The sequence below is a fragment of the Klebsiella sp. F11 genome, assembly GCF_056712265.1.
In genome coordinates this window covers 1,396,392-1,411,455 of record NZ_CM160060.1, presented here as the reverse complement: position 1 = coordinate 1,411,455, position 15,064 = coordinate 1,396,392, and the positions used below count along the sequence as shown (strand labels likewise).

Here is a 15,064-nt window from a genome sequence, read left to right as displayed (position 1 = left end):
TTTGGCTATCTGTGCCCTGTCGTCCCGGCGCCGGGACTCCCGACGCCTCTGCGAGCGGCCGGATCATTGGCCCGCGCGCCCGTATGAGGCGTTTTAATGCGCCGCAAAGAGGCGCGATTATTCTTTGTTCTTCTGCTGCTCAATGGACGCCAGCATTCCGCGCAGGATATTCAGCTCCTGGCTTTCCGGGCGGGCGCGGGTAAACAGACGGCGCAGCTTGTTCATCACCTGCCCCGGATGGCTGGCGCGGATAAAGCCGGTCGCCAGCAGCGTCTGCTCGAGATGGCCGTAGAAACGCTCTAAATCGTCCACCAGCGGATACGGCGCCTCTTCCGGCGCCTCTTCCTGCGCTTCAACCTGCGGCTGCTCCTGCGTCGCCAGCCACGCCATCCGCACTTCATAAGCGATGACCTGCACCGCCATCGCCAGGTTCAGGGAGCTGTACTCCGGGTTGGCGGCAATCGCGACGTGGTAATGGCATTTCTGCAGCTCGTCGTTGGTCAGACCGACGCGCTCGCGGCCGAATACCAGCGCCACCGGGGCGTGCTGGCCTTCCGATACGCTCTTCAGCCCGCACTCGCGCGGGTCGAGCATCGGCCACGGCAAAGTACGCGAGCGCGCGCTGGTGCCGACCACCAGGCTGCATCCGGCCAGGGCTTCATCAAGGGTGTCAACGATATGCGCATTGCCGATAACGTCGCTGGCGCCGGCTGCCAGGGCGATCGCCTGCGAGTCAGGCTTAACCAGCGGATTAACCAGCCACAGATTAGTCAAGCCCATGGTTTTCATTGCCCGGGCCACGGAGCCCATATTGCCAGTGTGTGACGTTTCTACCAGTACGATACGAATATTTTGCAGCATTAGTGTTCTTCGGCTAAAGATTATTCGCGCATGCTATCATAAAACGGAGACATAGGCAGATTTCACTGTTATTATGTGCGCCGTTTTTTCCCGTTCTTTAACATCCAGTGAGAGAGACCGATGCATCCGATGCTGAATATCGCCGTGCGCGCAGCGCGCAAGGCGGGTAATTTAATTGCCAAGCACTACGAAACGCCAGACTCCGTAGAAACCAGCCAGAAAGGCAGCAATGATTTTGTGACTAACGTTGATAAAGCAGCCGAAGCGCTGATTATTGAAACGATTCGCAAATCTTACCCGCAGCACACCATTATCACCGAAGAAAGCGGTGAGCACGCAGGTGAAGATCAGGATGTTCAATGGGTTATCGATCCGCTGGATGGCACCACCAACTTCGTAAAACGTCTGCCGCACTTCTCCGTATCCATCGCCGTACGCATTAAAGGCCGTACCGAAGTCGCCGTGGTTTACGATCCGATGCGCAACGAGCTGTTCACCGCGACCCGCGGCCAGGGCGCTCAGCTGAACGGCTACCGCCTGCGCGGCAGCACCGCTCGCGATCTGGATGGCACCATTATCGCCACCGGCTTCCCGTTCAAAGCGAAACAGCACGCCACCTCTTACATGAATATTCTGGGCAAAATGTTTACCGAATGCGCCGACTTCCGCCGCACCGGTTCCGCAGCCCTGGATCTGGCCTACGTTGCCGCAGGCCGCGTTGATGGCTACTTTGAAATCGCGCTGAAGCCCTGGGACTTCGCCGCCGGCGAGCTGATCGCTCGTGAAGCGGGCGCGATCGTTTGCGACTTCACCGGTGGCCATAACTACCTGCACAGCGGCAACATCGTGGCGGGTAACCCGCGCGTCGTTAAAGCGATGCTGGCCAACATGCGTGACGAGCTGAGCGAAGCGCTGAAGCGTTAATCTCTCTCACCTCACCCCGGCCGCCCGGGGTGAGAATATCCCTCAAAACGGCCGCAGCCCGCCGCCGCCCGGCACCGCGCTGCTCCACATCACCACCGCCGCCGCCACTAAGATGACGCCGCCGGACAGCGCCAGCGTCGACCAGCCAACCTGCTGCCAGAGAGGCGGCGTTTTATGCGCGCTAAGCCTAACGGCCAGCTGCCGAAAGCCGTGCACCAGCAGCGCCAGGCCGCTGATGGTCAGCGAGGTTCCCGCCGCCATGGTCAGCGCCGCCGCCATTCCCCAGCCAAATACGCCAATCACCTTACTAAACAGCAGGACCATAATCGCCCCTGAGCAGGGACGCATGCCCATCGACAGCACGATAGCCAGCCGCGCGCGCCAGTCATCGCCGCTCTGCAGCTGTTCCGGCGCCGGCATATGCTGATGTCCGCAGCCGCAGTGCGCGTGGTGAACGTGATGGGGCGTAAAGGCGGTAAACGTGGGCCGACGCAGCTGCCCGCGCAGCTTTTTCAGCGCCCTCCAGCACAGCAGCAGGCCCAGCGCGCCAACCAGCAGATAGCTCCCCTTCTCCAGCCAGAAGCTGCTGAGATGCAGCTGCCTTGCGGGCAGCTGCAGCAGGGTCAGTACCACCACCACCAGCACGATCGCCACCGCCCCCTGCAGGAGCGAGGCGGCCAGCGTCAGCGCAATGCTCGACCTGAGCTTCGCGGGATGGGTCGCCAGCCAGGTGGTAATCACAATCTTGCCGTGCCCCGGCCCCAGGGCGTGCAGGACGCCGTAGACAAAGCTAAACGCCAGCAGCGAAAGCCCTGCCGCCCGCGGATTTTCCGCCACCGCTTTGAGTAGCCCGCTGAGCTCAAAGTTTAGCGCCCGCTGCCAGATAGCGCTCTGCAGCATCACCTCCGGCCAGGCCTGCCATAGCCAGACGCCCGCGCCCGATGCCAGCGCGAGAAACAGCGCCAGCGGCCACAGCTGGCGCAGACGGGAAGCCCGGGTGGGAGTTGAGAATATTACCGACATGTCAGCGTCACCTTCTGAGCAAAGTAGGTTCCGAGCGCCATATCTTCCGGCGGCGCGTCGGCTTTATCAAGCGATTGCGCAAAGGCCGTCATTTTCTCATTCGGCTTTGGCGTCACGACCTTAACCTTACATTCCGCGCTTAGTTCCGCAGGCAGGGTGAAATCGCCCGGCTTTTCATAGAACATATCGACGTAATAGGTCGGGTCGAAGGTTGAAAGCGTCAGGGTTTGTCCCGCTAAGGGCTGCGGCTCAGCCAGCGGCAGCGTAAAGGTCAGAACCGCCTGGCTCCCGTCGCGCTCAAGACCGTAGCCGTCGGGGCGATTAGCAAACTTCACGTGCTGGCCGTTATGCCAAAGCTCGCTGAAATAGTGCTGCCCAAGGACGTTCGCCATCACCTCCGCCGCCAGCTTTTTCCAGACTTCATCTCCCGGCTTCGCGTTCCCGGCGTCGTAAAGCAGGTCTGAGGAGGTGATCTCATCCATCGTCCAGCGCATTTTGAAACCGGTGAGCTGGCCGTTATCGGCGACGGCCTCCGTCCGCAGGCTGATAAAGCTATGCGGATGCGCCAGCGCGCTCAATGATAAAACCATGAAAAATGCCGCACCGGTGCATTGTTTCACTCTCTTCATCCGTTCCTCGCGTGAAAAATTCTGTGAACCTATCCAGCAATCCTGACGTAAAGACGCCAGTCTGCTCTGCTCTCTGCGCATCCATTGGCTATTCTTAGCGAAAACCCTAACTGGAACTTATCAGATGATGACCGTGATTGAACCACCATCTGCGCTTTCCAGTCCACAGCGCCGTAACCAGGCCCTGCTGATGTTTTATCTGCCCGGGCAGCCGGTCACCCCCGAGCGGCTTAGCGCTATCAACCTTGTTGATGAGGCGACGGCCCGGCAAGATATCGCGGAGACGGAGCGTGAAATTCAGCGTTACCACCGGTTGACCCTCGCGTTGCAGGTGGACGGCAGCTATCGGATTGAAGGCGCCGCAATCGATCAACGCCTGTGCCTGCTGCACGGCTTACGCCGGGCGCTGCGCCTGTGCCCGCATTTTATCAGCCACCATTTTACCCCGGCATTAAAAACGCAGCTTAAACTGCAGGGCGTGGCGCGCACCTTATATGACGACACCAATCTGCAGGCGCTGGTCAACCGCTGCGCCCGGACGCTTAACCGCCAATTTGACTGTCGGGACATTCATTTCCTGCGTCTGTATCTGCAGTACTGCCTGCTTCAGCACCATCTTGGGCTGACGCCTACCTTTACCGAACAGCAGCAGCGCTGGACCCAGGAGGCGGCGGAGGCGGTTCTCGCCGCGGAGATTATCCGTCACTGGCAGCGGCGGGTCGCCACCGCGCCGCACGCCGGCGAGCAGCTCTTTCTGACCCTGCTGTTTATGCTGCTCAAAACCCCCGATCCTATCCGCGACGGCCATCGGCAGGACCGACGCCTGCATCTGGCTATCTCCGGGCTGATCCACCGTTTCCAGGATTTATCGGGCCGCACGTTTAGCGACGAGCAGGGGCTGAGCGACCAGCTCTATATTCATCTCTCCCAGGCGCTGAACCGTAGCGTGTTCGCGATCGGCATCGATAATGCGCTACCGGAAGAGATGAACCGTCTCTATCCGCGCCTGATGCGCACCACCAAAACGGCGCTGGAGGAGTTTGAAAGCGCCTACGGGGTTCGTTTTAATCAGGAGGAGGTGGGGCTGATTGCGGTGATTTTTGGCGCATGGCTGATGCAGAAAAGCGAGCTGCACGAGAAACAGGTGGTGCTGCTGACCCATGACAATCCCGACCTTGAGCAGGCGCTCGAGCTGCAGCTGCGCGAGCTGACCCTGCTGCCGCTCAATATCAAATATCAAAACGTTCACGCTTTTCAAAAGGAAGGCCCGCCGAAGGGCGTGGCGCTGGTGGTGACCCCTTATGCTACCGCGCTGCCGCTGTTTTCGCCGCCGCTGTTTCACGCCGAGGAGATGTTCAGCGATCACCAGCGGCAGCATATTTGTAAAATGCTTGAGGACTAGGCCACCGCCTTCGGCCGCAGAACCAGAGCCGGCAGGGCGACCAGCGCCATCACCCAGAAAACGCCCTGGTGCAGGTGCTGGTAGAGGAAGCCGGCAAATACCGTCATCACCGCAATGCTGCCCCCCATGGCGACCGCGGAGTAGACCGCCTGCAGGCGAATAACCTCCCCGCCCTGACGCGCCGAAATATAGCGCATCGCCGCCAGATGACATACCGTAAAGGTGCCGCAGTGAAGGACCTGCGCGACGATGAGCCACGGCAGCGCCGTGGTCCAGCCCATCAGGGTCCAGCGAACCAGCCCGCACGCGGCGGAAAGCAGCAGTAAATCCCGCGCGCTAAAGCGGCTAAACGCCTTTTTGCTCAGCGCAAAGATAGCCACCTCCGCGACCACTCCCAGCGACCACAGGTAGCCGATCGCCGAAGCGGAATAGCCCGCCTCCTGCCAGTAAATCGCGCTGAAGCCATAGTAGGCGGCATGCGCGCCCTGCAGCAGGCAGACACAGGCGAGGAAGCGCCAGCTTTGGTGCACCATTTTCAGCCATGCCTGGAGCCCGGCCGCCTGCTGGTGGCGAACCTCGCCCTGCGGCATCACCGAGGGTTTAAGCAGCATCCCCAGCAGCATTGAGGCGATACCGAGGCTTAGCATGACCAGGATCGCCCGGTAATCAAACAGGCTGACCAGCTTGCCGGTTAACGCGGAGCCGATCACAAACGCCACCGATCCCCACAGTCGCACCCGCCCGTAGTCCATGGTTATCTGCTTTTGCCAGGTATTCGCCAGCGCATCAGTCAGCGGTACCAGCGGAGAGAAGAACAGGTTGAAGCCGACTATCACTACCATCAGCCAGGCGACGCGGCTATCGGCCCAAAAACCAAGAACAAACAGCAGCGCCAGCAGCGCGAGGACCCGCAGAGCGGAGATTAGCCGCGAGGGATCGCTCACCCGCGGCGCAATCAGCAGGCTGCCGAGAAAACGCGCCACCAGCCCGGCGCCGAGCAGCATACCGATGGTTTCCGGCGTCAGCCCCGCGCCTGCCAGCCAGACGCTCCAGAACGGCAGGAAGATGCCGTAGCTAAAGAAGTAGGTAAAGTAGCTAAGCGCCAGCCAGCGCGTGGAGTGCAAGACCATGATTTCCTCCCGAATGGAGGCGACAGTCTGGCGATAAACCCGCAAAGCCGCAAGGTGAAGTTGTACCTGCCCGTCTCCGGGCAGGTCGGGCTTAAAGCGGATGGACCTTCAGCATCATTTTTTGCCGCATGCTCTCGCCGCGTGAAAGCAGGGTTAATTGACCAAAGCCTGGACGATGATGATCGTCAGGCGCGTGGCTCATTGGCTCAAAACAGAAGAAATCAAATTGATAGCCTTTATCAAATGCCGGATCGGAAACAAAAACAAAATAGCATGGCGCCGGCGGTTCGGTGGTCATGGAGAGTTGATACCCCAGCCCCGGCTGCCGGATCGTCGCGATACCATCCCAGCCGGAGAAGCCATTATTTACCCAGCGTCGGGGGAGCGGCGCGGGCTGATTGAAATCCAGCTCCAGCGGTAGACTCTCCTGATGCTCTCCGGTTAGCCAACCTTCTCTCTCCAGCCAGTAACCGGCGGTCTGCGCCTGTACCCGCGTGCCATGCGACAGCGGTAAGTACGGATGCCAGCCCAGTCCGAACGGCAGCGTGTCGCCATCATTCGTCACGCTCAGTTCCACCTCAACGCTGCTTTCGCTTAAGGTAAAGCGCTGCTGCGAGGTGTACTGATAGACGCCCTGGCGGTGGACATACTCTAACCTTAGCTGCGAGGACGATTGCTCCTCACAGCACCAGTTATTCAGCCAGCCGTCACCGTGAAGATAATGGCGATCCCACTCAACGTTCGGCGCCAGCCGATGCTCTCCTGTCGGCGATGAAAACTGATTACCGCTCACCCGATTGCCAAACGGCACCAGCGGAAAGCAAGAGGACTCCACCGCCACACCGCTATTCAGGCCCGGACGCAGCAGCGGGAGCGTTTTCCCCTGATGCTGCCACCATAGACCCTCGATCGCGCCGCCGCGATCCGCAACCTGTAGCCGCAGCTGGCCGTTATCTAGTGTAAAAAGCGTCATCATGGCTCCTTAATCGGGGAAATTAATCACCACTTTGCCGCATTTACCGCTGGCCATCAGCGCATAGGCCTCCCCCGCCTGGGCAAGCGAAAAACGATGAGTAATCGCGCTATGCGGCCACAGTTTCCAGTCGGTCAGATCGCGAGCGCACTTCTCCATATGGAACAAACTGGTCACCCAGGAGCCGATAATACGCCGCTGGTGGTGCATCAGATCGGCGCTGACCTCAAACTCAACCTTCCCCGTTTCACCGATGTACACCACTCTTCCCCAATCCGCCGTAGACTGTAGCGCCAGCAGACGCCCCGCGGCATTGCCAGAACAATCCAGCGCCACATCCGCCCCACCGTGCGTGAGTTCGGCAATCCGCGCCGGAAGATTTTCCGTTGTCGCCAGGAAGCCGTTATCCATCACCCCCAGCTGTTTTGCCGTCGCCAGACGCTCCGGCAGCATATCGACGCCAATAACGCGTTTCGCACCGCGTCCTTTCGCCAGCATCATGGCCATCATGCCAACGGGTCCTAGCCCGACAACCAAAACGTTGTCGCTGCCGGAAACCTCACCGCGCAAAATGCCTTCGTAGGCGGTCCCTACGCCGCAGCTAATAAACGCGCCATCTTCATAGCTCAGCGCATCTGGCAGATGAATCAGGTCCTTTTCCTCCGCCAGTAAATATTCCGCATGGCCGCCATCGCGCTGCCAGCCGTAGGCTGCTTTGCCTTCCCCGGTGCAGGAGATTGGAAAACCGCGACGGCAGTTGGAGCAAAAGCCGCAGCCGGAAATATGGTAAACCAGTACCCGATCGCCCGCTTTGAAATGCCGGCAACCGGCCCCCGTCTCCACAATTTGCCCGCAGGGCTCATGGCCATTAATAAAGCCCTGGTACAGCGGTTTTTCCGGCGCGGCGGCGGTACCGCGATGCTGATGATAAATATAATGGACATCGCTACCGCAAATTCCTGAGGATTTCATTTTAATCAGGACCTGGTTAATCCCCGGGGTTGGTACAGGAACTTCCCGCAGCTCAACGCTTGAGTTCCCCGGTAAAAAAGCAGCCAACATTGTTTTCATAATTCCCTCGATACAAATTAATGAATATTAATGTTTAAGTTTACTGTTACGTTGGGTCAGCAATATATTCGCCAGGACAGCAACCACGATAATTAATCCGCGAACAACCTGCTGGAAAAATGAGTTAATGCCCAGAAGCACCAGCCCATTGCCAATAAGGGTAATAACCAGTACGCCTAATAATGTGCCGAATAGCGAACCGCGGCCACCAGACAGCGCGGTACCGCCAACCACCACCGCGGCGATAACGTCAAACTCGAGGCCGTTGGCGGCTCCCGCATTGCCCGATCCAAGCCGCGCTGCCAACAAGATGCCGGTAACCGCGGCGAGCAAGCCTGAAAGCGTAAAAATCAAAATACGTACTCGCCTGACGTTAATCCCGCAGAGCTGGGCCGCCGTTGCGTTACCGCCGGTGGCAAACACCGAGCGGCCAAAGGCGGTTTTGCGGCTGATAAAGACAAAGATGACGAACAGAATCAGCATAATGAGGGCCGAAACGGGAATGCCAAAGAGCTGCCCGCCGAGCCAGTCCAGGACCTCATTTTCATCAATGGGTACCGGTAGCGCATTGGTCATGAATAGCCCCATGCCGCGTAAGGCGCTCCATAAACCTAAGGTCGCGACAAAGCTGGGCACGCTAAATACGCCGCGTAATACGCCTGCGAGGGTTCCTAACCCAGCGCCAAGGATTAGCACCAGTAGGCAGGCAACGCTAAGCGGTACCTGGAACTGCAGCAGAAAGGCCAGGCAGACGGAAATAAACGCCACCATTGGGCCGACGCTGACATCAATTTCGCCGGAGATAATAATCAGCGTCATCGCCCATGCAGCAATACCAATCGTCGCCGCATCGCGCAACACGTTCATTTGATTGTTTAAAGAAATAAATCCCGGTGCGTTAAATGAAAATACCAGATACAAAATAGCGATCACCACCAGCAGGCCAATTTCATTAATATGGCGACTGATAAACTGCTTAGATGCGACATTTTTGCCTTGCGGCAGCGTTAATGATGAGGCAGACATCTGTTAATTCCTCAATAAACGTTATGGCTAATGCGTGGATAGAATTGCCGACATTAATTCATCGACATTAACGGGAGCTAAAAGCTCGCGAGTAAATTCGCCGTTTTGCAACAGTAAAATACGATCGCAGACTAAAGGCAGCTCCTCTACTTCGCTGGAAATAAATACGACGCTTTTTCCTTCAGCCGCAAGCTCCCTCACAATACGATAAATCTGCTGCTTAGCTTCGATATCAACACCGCGGGTGGGCTCATCAAGAAGCAAAATTTCGCTTCCGGCGTAAACCCAGCGGCCAATCACTACTTTTTGCTGATTGCCGCCCGATAGCGTCCCGATTGCGGTCTCCGTATTCGCCGCCTTGACCGTCATTCGGCTCATGACCGCGGCGGTCAATTGCTGGATCCTCTGCCAGTTCAGAATGCCGCGCCGACTAACTTTATGCCGGTTGGTCATCACCGTATTTTCATCCACGCCCAGCAGCGGAATAATGCCCGCCTCCTTACGATTTTCCGGGGTGTAGCCCACTCCGCTCTTGAGCATTGAGGTATACCGCGGACGCGAGATGCGCGTACCATTTAGCGTGACTTCCCCCTCAGCAAACGTTTCTAAACCGATAATGGCCTTTAGTAGTTCGCTACGCCCCGATCCCAGCAGCCCGGCAATACCCAGCACTTCGCCACGGTGCAGGGTAAAATTAATATTCTGAAGCTTGGGTGGATGACGCAGCCGGGCCACCTGCAGTACCGGGGTTGTCAGCGCGATTTCAGATTTAACCAGCGGAAGATCGATATGCTCCCTTCCCAGCATCAGCGATACGATTTCCTGGGTTGTTGTGCTCTCCAGCGTGACGTCGCCTGCTACCTGGCCATCGCGCATAATGGTGGCGCAAGAGGCGATGCGGCGGATCTCCTCCATGCGATGGCTGACATAAACCACAGCAACGCCTAGGGCCGACATTCGCTTCACCGCGTTGATCACCAGCTCGACCTCTGCGTTGGCCAGCGAGCTGGTTGGCTCATCAAGAATCACCACCCGCGGCTGACCTTTCATCACGCGAGCTATCTCTACCAGCTGCTTTTGCGCCGGACTGAGCGTGTCGACCAGCGCATCTGGCGGAACATCAGCGCCAAGCGCGGCCAATGCATCTCTGGCCTGGCGGGCCATAATGCTTTGGTCAACCATGCCATTGCGGCGCGGCCACTGGCCGAGACAGAGGTTCTCTGCCACCGTTAATCCCTCTACCAGGCTTAACTCCTGGTACACGGCTCTGACCCCCAGCTCCGCTGCCCGGCGGGTTAGCGTTGCGTCATTCCCCTCAAGACGCGTGCCGGCCAGCCAAATCTCGCCGCTATCGGGGCTTTCGCTTCCGGTCAACATGCGGATTAGGGTGGACTTCCCGGCGCCATTTTTCCCCAATAACGCCCGAACCTCACCTTTTGATAGCGTAAAATCAACGTTATCCAGCGCGACTACGCCGGGATAACGCTTATTTCCCCCTAAGATCTGTGCCACCGGCACCGCCGTTTTTTCTGTTGCCGTCATTGGGTCTTTACCTCAGCGTTCGACAGGGGAATTAAGGCAAACCATCGACATGCGTTGCCAGCCACTGCTTACCGTCTTCAGATTTGGTATAGATATCGATAGCAACCGGGATAATCTTATTTGCTGGCGGGGTTTTATTAATCACATTCAGCGTTTGCGCGAAAACGGCGTTACCCATCTTCTTGCCGGAAATATCCACCACCGCTTTTAGTACCTGATGGCTGTTTAACTCCTGGGCAATCTCGGTGGTCATATCGGAGCCAAATACGGCGATTTTATCGGCCTTATTTTGGTTGCGAACCGCTTTTACCGCCCCCAGCGTTGCGCCACCAGACTCTCCCATAATGGCGTCCAGATCAGGCGAGGAGATAATCAGTTTCTCACCAACCGAAATAGCCTTGTCCAGAACGGTTCCTTCCTGATTCGCGACAATCTGCATATCCGGAACTCGCGCCTTCAGCGCGGCTTCAAAACCTTTGCGCCGCTGTACGCATACTTCGAATGCTTCACAGTTGATGACCGCAATTTTCGGTGCGCTAATTTTGTTGGCAATAAAATAATCTGCCGCCGCCTCGCCAAGCTTTTTACCGAACTCAAGTGGGTCGCCAACCAGATAGGCAGAGACATATTTGTCGACTCCTTTCTCATTAATACAGGTGTTGTAGCAAATCACCGGAATACCGGCTTCGTTGGCCCGACGCACCGCGCGGCTACTGCCATTTTCTGAAACGGCGGAAAGAATGATGGCGTCGACGTTACGCGCCACCAGCGTATCGATAAATGAACTCTCTTTAGAAATATCGCCTTGCGCGTTGGTTTCAATCAGCTGGATTTTCGCATCGGTGCTTTTTGCCGCATCCTGAACCCCTTGCCGCACGCCGGCGTAATAACCTTGGGTATCGAGGTAGATAGCTCCAACGGTGATATCTTTTATTGCGCTATAGCCGGGGACTGAAATACTCAACGACGTTAACAGTAAACAGAAAAAAAATGAGACTGCCTTATTTTTAGACATACGTGCCTCCTGTAGGGTCAGGCATTTATTGTTGTTTAGCTTCTACGGCAGGCGGGCCTGCCGCAGCACGATTTCACATATTCTAAACATCTCGATGAGAGCGGCAGGTCAGACCGCTCAAAAATTACAGTAAACCCTCTTTAGTTAATGAGGTGCAGCACAAACGGCAGCGTTTTCAGGAATAACGCCGCTTTCGCCCAGGCTGGGTTTAACGCCTCCAGTTCCGACAGCGCCTGTTCATACCTCGATCCGCCGCCTAATCCTGCGGTCGCCAGAACTCGTACTAAAAGGCACTTCTCCTGATGCTGCTTTTGGATATCGGCATATAACGCCAGCAGGTCAGGCTGCGACACCGCGAAGAAATCGGCCTCTATTCGCGCCGTTTCCATATGCTCAGCCCACTGCAACATTTCAGTGAAAAGATGTTCGCTGTTCAGACGATCGCCAAGCATCCGCAGAGCCACGCCTTGCCAGAAGAGGTAGTCCACCGGCTGATCGTTGTAGTAGCTATGAATATTGATCGTCCGGTCCCCCGACGCTGCCTTGCGGAAGCACTCGACCGCGCGTTCTTCCATGCCTTGCTGCCTGGCGCAAACGCCGAGCCAGAACCAGATATCGTTATCCGTCTGTCCCGGGAGACGCCCTTCGCTCAGGTTTTCCGGATAGTGCAGCGCCGATAGCAGTAGCGCTTCCGCCTGCTGCGGCTGCTGCTGCTGAAGATACTGCCAGGCACGTAATAACTGGTTGATAACAAACTGGCTGGTCACCTTGCCTTCACCGCCTTCCCAGGGGTGGAATTTACGCGTAGCGAGCACGTTTGCCGCCTGCTCAGCGCTGCCTGCCAGGTGCCAAAGATGAAGCAGCTCCGCCGTTAAATCATCGCGTTTCAAGGCGGTCGCGAGATTGGCCTCCAGCCGGGCAAGACGTTTTTCCGACGCCACCGCGGTCAGCTTATCCAGCAGGTCACGTTCAAAAAGCAGACGAGCATCCTGCGGCTGCAGGGCGCAGGCTTTATCCAGATACTCTGCCGCCAGGCGGGCATCACTCTGTTTATTCCATGCATGAATCGCCAGCCCTCGCCAGGCATCGGCAAAATCAGGAGCCATTTCAACGCAGCGATGCCACAGCTGCGTCGCTTTCTCATAGTTACGCCGGCTATAGTGGAAACAGGCAAGCAGATGATGAGCAAAATAACATTCGGTTATATTCTCCAGCGCAGCCACTTCCACCAGCAGATTGGGGAAACGCACGAAGTCAGGAAACGCCTCACGAGCGCGGTTGATCAGTGCGATGCGCTCGCTTCCTTCGGCCAGGCTGGCCTGTAAATAGAGAGGTAGCGTCTTCTTACAGTTAAGCGTCTCCAGTACAACTTTCGCCTGCCCCGGCATTCCCCAGCTCAGCACCAGCCCGGCGGTCAGCAGCGCGTTAATATCCCGCGACTGGCATATTGCTAGCCATCGCGCCGTATCCGCTTCAGCTCCTGATATTGTTGCATTGAGCCACCACAAGGTAGGATTTAGCGGATAGTCGACCAACAGCGTTTCAATCTGCCGTAGGGCCTGGCTGCGACGACTGGTGAGGTGCAGTAAGAAGATCTCTAGCGACAGCACATCCTGATTAGTGGGACACGCCAGCAGGCTCTGCCGACAAAATGCCAGCGCATCCTCGTAGCGTTCGCTACGCGTCGCCAGCCGGGCAAGTCCATAATATCCCCCAGCCTTGCTATTGCCACTCCACACCGCGCGCCAAAAATCCTCCTGCGCATCATGCCACTGCTGCAATCGCTCTCTGGCGCTGGCGCGAATCAAACTCGCCTGCCCACACTGCGGATTTTTGTTCAACCGATGCGCGCGCGACAGCGCCTGGGTCGCATACTCGATGGTTTGCGGGTAGTCAGAGCGGTTATATTCCAGCATCGCCAGCGCCAGATTGCAGCGATAATCCTGCGGGTCAAGCTCAACGCCGCGCAGGTAGTAGTCAAACGGCGAGCGGCTGGCGTGATGATACTGCTCCAGGTGCTGACCAATAAACCACGCTTCATCCACGCTGCTTATCGCACTGGCGCTTAAGGGCGTTACCGCCACTTCCGGCAACGGTAGCTCCTGCGGCTGATGTTCCTGATAGCGCAAAACGCATCTGCCGTGACTATCCAGCAGCTCCATCGTCAGGCGAGCTGGATCAATACCTGCTAACGTCCCTTGAGCGGCAACGCATGGCGTCAGCTCAATCATTTCATCCAGCAGCAGCTGCGGGTTGCCCTCTTCGCTAACCCTGAGCCGATAGGCGGTCAGCGGCGAAATAGCATAGAGCCCCCATACAATGCCGCTCTCTTCACGCTGCAGTTTGATCACCGCATCGCGCGAAGCGTTCTGTACCATGCCCAGAGAATGGTAAGGCAGGAAGTATTGTTCAAATCGCTTTTCTTCAAACGGATCGAGCCAGGTAAAATCCGGCTGATTATCGGCAAAAATGCCGGTCATCAGCTCGATATAGGGTCCATTGTCATCCGTCAGATTCTTGTCCCACGCTTGACCAAACTCGCTGTAACCCCAGCTCCACTGCTTTTTCCCCGGCGCAATGTGATGATCTGCGACGTGCAGCAGCCCGCCATCTTCATCATGGCACCAGGCGCCGACGAAATCGTACTCTGACTTTTCTGCCATATAGGAAGTCGGTACCGGGACATTTTTGTAGCGCGAGATGTCGACGCCGGCCGAATAGTCCACCTTGTAATAGGTGCCGGTGGCAATTGGGAACGATGAAACCGCACGTTTGCCGTGATCGAACACCGCAGTAACATCCGGAGGGAATACGCTTTGATGCCCATCGCCGCCTTTAACCGCCGGATTCGCCCACCACAAGAAGTGGCGCGGCGTGGCATTGCTGTTGTAGACCCGGCTCCCAATCTCCAACGCCGCGCGCTGAGGGCGCAGAGTAAACCCGGTCATTACCTGCAACCCATGCATCGGCTCCGTCTCACCAACCCAAACGGTTTTTGAGCCATCGTCGTTTTCGCTAATCGTAAAATCAACCGGCATATAGGTGGTGGGACGGTGGTGCTGCGGCCAGTTAAACTCAATCCCCCCGGAGATCCATGGGCCAAGCAGGCCAACCAGCGCGGGTTTGATAACATCATTGTGATAAACGAAATCACGCTGTCTGACCTTATCCCACGCGCGGTGCACCCGGCCTCCCAGCTGGGGTAGGATCATGATTTTGATGTAATCATTTTCCAGCCACACCGCCTGCCAGGCCTTCAGCGTTTTTTCCTCACTCAGCGTATCCGTCACGCCATAGGGATACACCGCCCCGGAAGATCCTTGATAAACCCGATTTTCCAGGAACATGGGATGAACGTCCTGAGCCCCCGTTTCATAGGTTGGAATATGTACCGTTTCCTGCCAAACGTTTACTGAACTCATAATGCCCTCAAAGTTAACAAGACATACTGAAGTGAAATAATGAGAG

Annotated in this window: 12 protein-coding genes; 2 read left to right on the top strand and 10 right to left on the bottom strand. The window is 57.0% G+C overall.

The window, feature by feature from the left end:
- Window positions 1-117: 117 nt before the first annotated feature.
- Entirely contained in the window at window positions 118-861 is a 744-nt protein-coding gene (gene trmJ, locus AC1M2H_RS07045; protein WP_480150821.1) for a tRNA (cytosine(32)/uridine(32)-2'-O)-methyltransferase TrmJ, read from the bottom strand.
- A gap of 120 nt (window positions 862-981) precedes the next feature.
- On the opposite strand from trmJ, the gene suhB reads away from it, so the two are divergent.
- Window positions 982-1,785, top strand: coding sequence for an inositol-1-monophosphatase (gene suhB / locus AC1M2H_RS07040; RefSeq protein ID WP_480150820.1), 804 nt, complete (start codon window positions 982-984; stop codon window positions 1,783-1,785).
- 42 nt (window positions 1,786-1,827) lie between these two features.
- Here suhB and AC1M2H_RS07035 read toward each other — a convergent pair whose 3' ends face one another.
- Entirely contained in the window at window positions 1,828-2,808 is a 981-nt protein-coding gene (locus tag AC1M2H_RS07035; protein ID WP_480150819.1) for a nickel/cobalt transporter, read from the bottom strand.
- Complete coding sequence (locus AC1M2H_RS07030; protein WP_480150818.1) at window positions 2,799-3,437, bottom strand: DUF1007 family protein; 639 nt, start codon at window positions 3,435-3,437, stop codon at window positions 2,799-2,801. Before AC1M2H_RS07030 ends, AC1M2H_RS07035 begins: the two co-directional genes overlap by 10 nt.
- Before the next feature lie 124 nt (window positions 3,438-3,561).
- On the opposite strand from AC1M2H_RS07030, the gene csiE reads away from it, so the two are divergent.
- Window positions 3,562-4,839: a stationary phase inducible protein CsiE gene (gene csiE, locus AC1M2H_RS07025; RefSeq protein ID WP_480150817.1), complete on the top strand. Its 1,278-nt coding sequence runs from the start codon at window positions 3,562-3,564 to the stop codon at window positions 4,837-4,839.
- Here csiE and AC1M2H_RS07020 read toward each other — a convergent pair.
- The 7 genes from AC1M2H_RS07020 to AC1M2H_RS06990 form a co-directional block, all read right to left on the bottom strand.
- On the bottom strand, window positions 4,836-5,969 hold the full coding sequence (locus AC1M2H_RS07020) for a 3-phenylpropionate MFS transporter (protein WP_480150816.1): 1,134 nt from the start codon (window positions 5,967-5,969) through the stop codon (window positions 4,836-4,838). The two genes, csiE and AC1M2H_RS07020, sit on opposite strands and share 4 nt — an antisense overlap.
- A gap of 91 nt (window positions 5,970-6,060) precedes the next feature.
- Entirely contained in the window at window positions 6,061-6,942 is an 882-nt protein-coding gene (locus AC1M2H_RS07015; protein WP_480151864.1) for an aldose 1-epimerase, read from the bottom strand.
- A 9-nt stretch (window positions 6,943-6,951) separates the two neighbouring features.
- Window positions 6,952-8,013: a zinc-dependent alcohol dehydrogenase family protein gene (locus AC1M2H_RS07010; RefSeq protein WP_480150815.1), complete on the bottom strand. Its 1,062-nt coding sequence runs from the start codon at window positions 8,011-8,013 to the stop codon at window positions 6,952-6,954.
- A gap of 27 nt (window positions 8,014-8,040) precedes the next feature.
- Window positions 8,041-9,039, bottom strand: coding sequence for an ABC transporter permease (locus AC1M2H_RS07005; RefSeq protein WP_480150814.1), 999 nt, complete (start codon window positions 9,037-9,039; stop codon window positions 8,041-8,043).
- Window positions 9,040-9,066: 27 nt separating this feature from the next.
- On the bottom strand, window positions 9,067-10,581 hold the full coding sequence (locus AC1M2H_RS07000; RefSeq protein ID WP_480150813.1) for a sugar ABC transporter ATP-binding protein: 1,515 nt from the start codon (window positions 10,579-10,581) through the stop codon (window positions 9,067-9,069).
- Window positions 10,582-10,612: 31 nt separating this feature from the next.
- Window positions 10,613-11,596 carry a substrate-binding domain-containing protein gene (locus AC1M2H_RS06995; RefSeq protein WP_480150812.1) on the bottom strand — a complete coding sequence of 328 codons (984 nt, stop codon included), beginning with the start codon at window positions 11,594-11,596 and terminating at the stop codon, window positions 10,613-10,615.
- A gap of 140 nt (window positions 11,597-11,736) precedes the next feature.
- The gene (locus tag AC1M2H_RS06990) at window positions 11,737-15,018 is read right to left on the bottom strand and encodes a DUF5107 domain-containing protein (RefSeq protein WP_480150811.1); all 3,282 of its coding nucleotides are present in this window, start codon (window positions 15,016-15,018) and stop codon (window positions 11,737-11,739) included.
- Window positions 15,019-15,064 lie beyond the last annotated feature (46 nt).

What these genes read in the sequence shown, in the direction of transcription:
- AC1M2H_RS06990 (WP_480150811.1), bottom strand. Translation starts at nt 15,018, where the DNA reads ATGAGTTCAGTAAACGTTTGGCAGGAAACGGTACATATTCCAACCTAT.
- csiE (WP_480150817.1), top strand. Translation starts at nt 3,562, where the DNA reads ATGATGACCGTGATTGAACCACCATCTGCGCTTTCCAGTCCACAGCGC.
- AC1M2H_RS07005 (WP_480150814.1), bottom strand. Translation starts at nt 9,039, where the DNA reads ATGTCTGCCTCATCATTAACGCTGCCGCAAGGCAAAAATGTCGCATCT.
- AC1M2H_RS07010 (WP_480150815.1), bottom strand. Translation starts at nt 8,013, where the DNA reads ATGAAAACAATGTTGGCTGCTTTTTTACCGGGGAACTCAAGCGTTGAG.
- suhB (WP_480150820.1), top strand. Translation starts at nt 982, where the DNA reads ATGCATCCGATGCTGAATATCGCCGTGCGCGCAGCGCGCAAGGCGGGT.
- AC1M2H_RS07030 (WP_480150818.1), bottom strand. Translation starts at nt 3,437, where the DNA reads ATGAAGAGAGTGAAACAATGCACCGGTGCGGCATTTTTCATGGTTTTA.
- AC1M2H_RS07020 (WP_480150816.1), bottom strand. Translation starts at nt 5,969, where the DNA reads ATGGTCTTGCACTCCACGCGCTGGCTGGCGCTTAGCTACTTTACCTAC.
- AC1M2H_RS07035 (WP_480150819.1), bottom strand. Translation starts at nt 2,808, where the DNA reads ATGTCGGTAATATTCTCAACTCCCACCCGGGCTTCCCGTCTGCGCCAG.
- AC1M2H_RS07000 (WP_480150813.1), bottom strand. Translation starts at nt 10,581, where the DNA reads ATGACGGCAACAGAAAAAACGGCGGTGCCGGTGGCACAGATCTTAGGG.
- trmJ (WP_480150821.1), bottom strand. Translation starts at nt 861, where the DNA reads ATGCTGCAAAATATTCGTATCGTACTGGTAGAAACGTCACACACTGGC.
- AC1M2H_RS07015 (WP_480151864.1), bottom strand. Translation starts at nt 6,942, where the DNA reads ATGACGCTTTTTACACTAGATAACGGCCAGCTGCGGCTACAGGTTGCG.
- AC1M2H_RS06995 (WP_480150812.1), bottom strand. Translation starts at nt 11,596, where the DNA reads ATGTCTAAAAATAAGGCAGTCTCATTTTTTTTCTGTTTACTGTTAACG.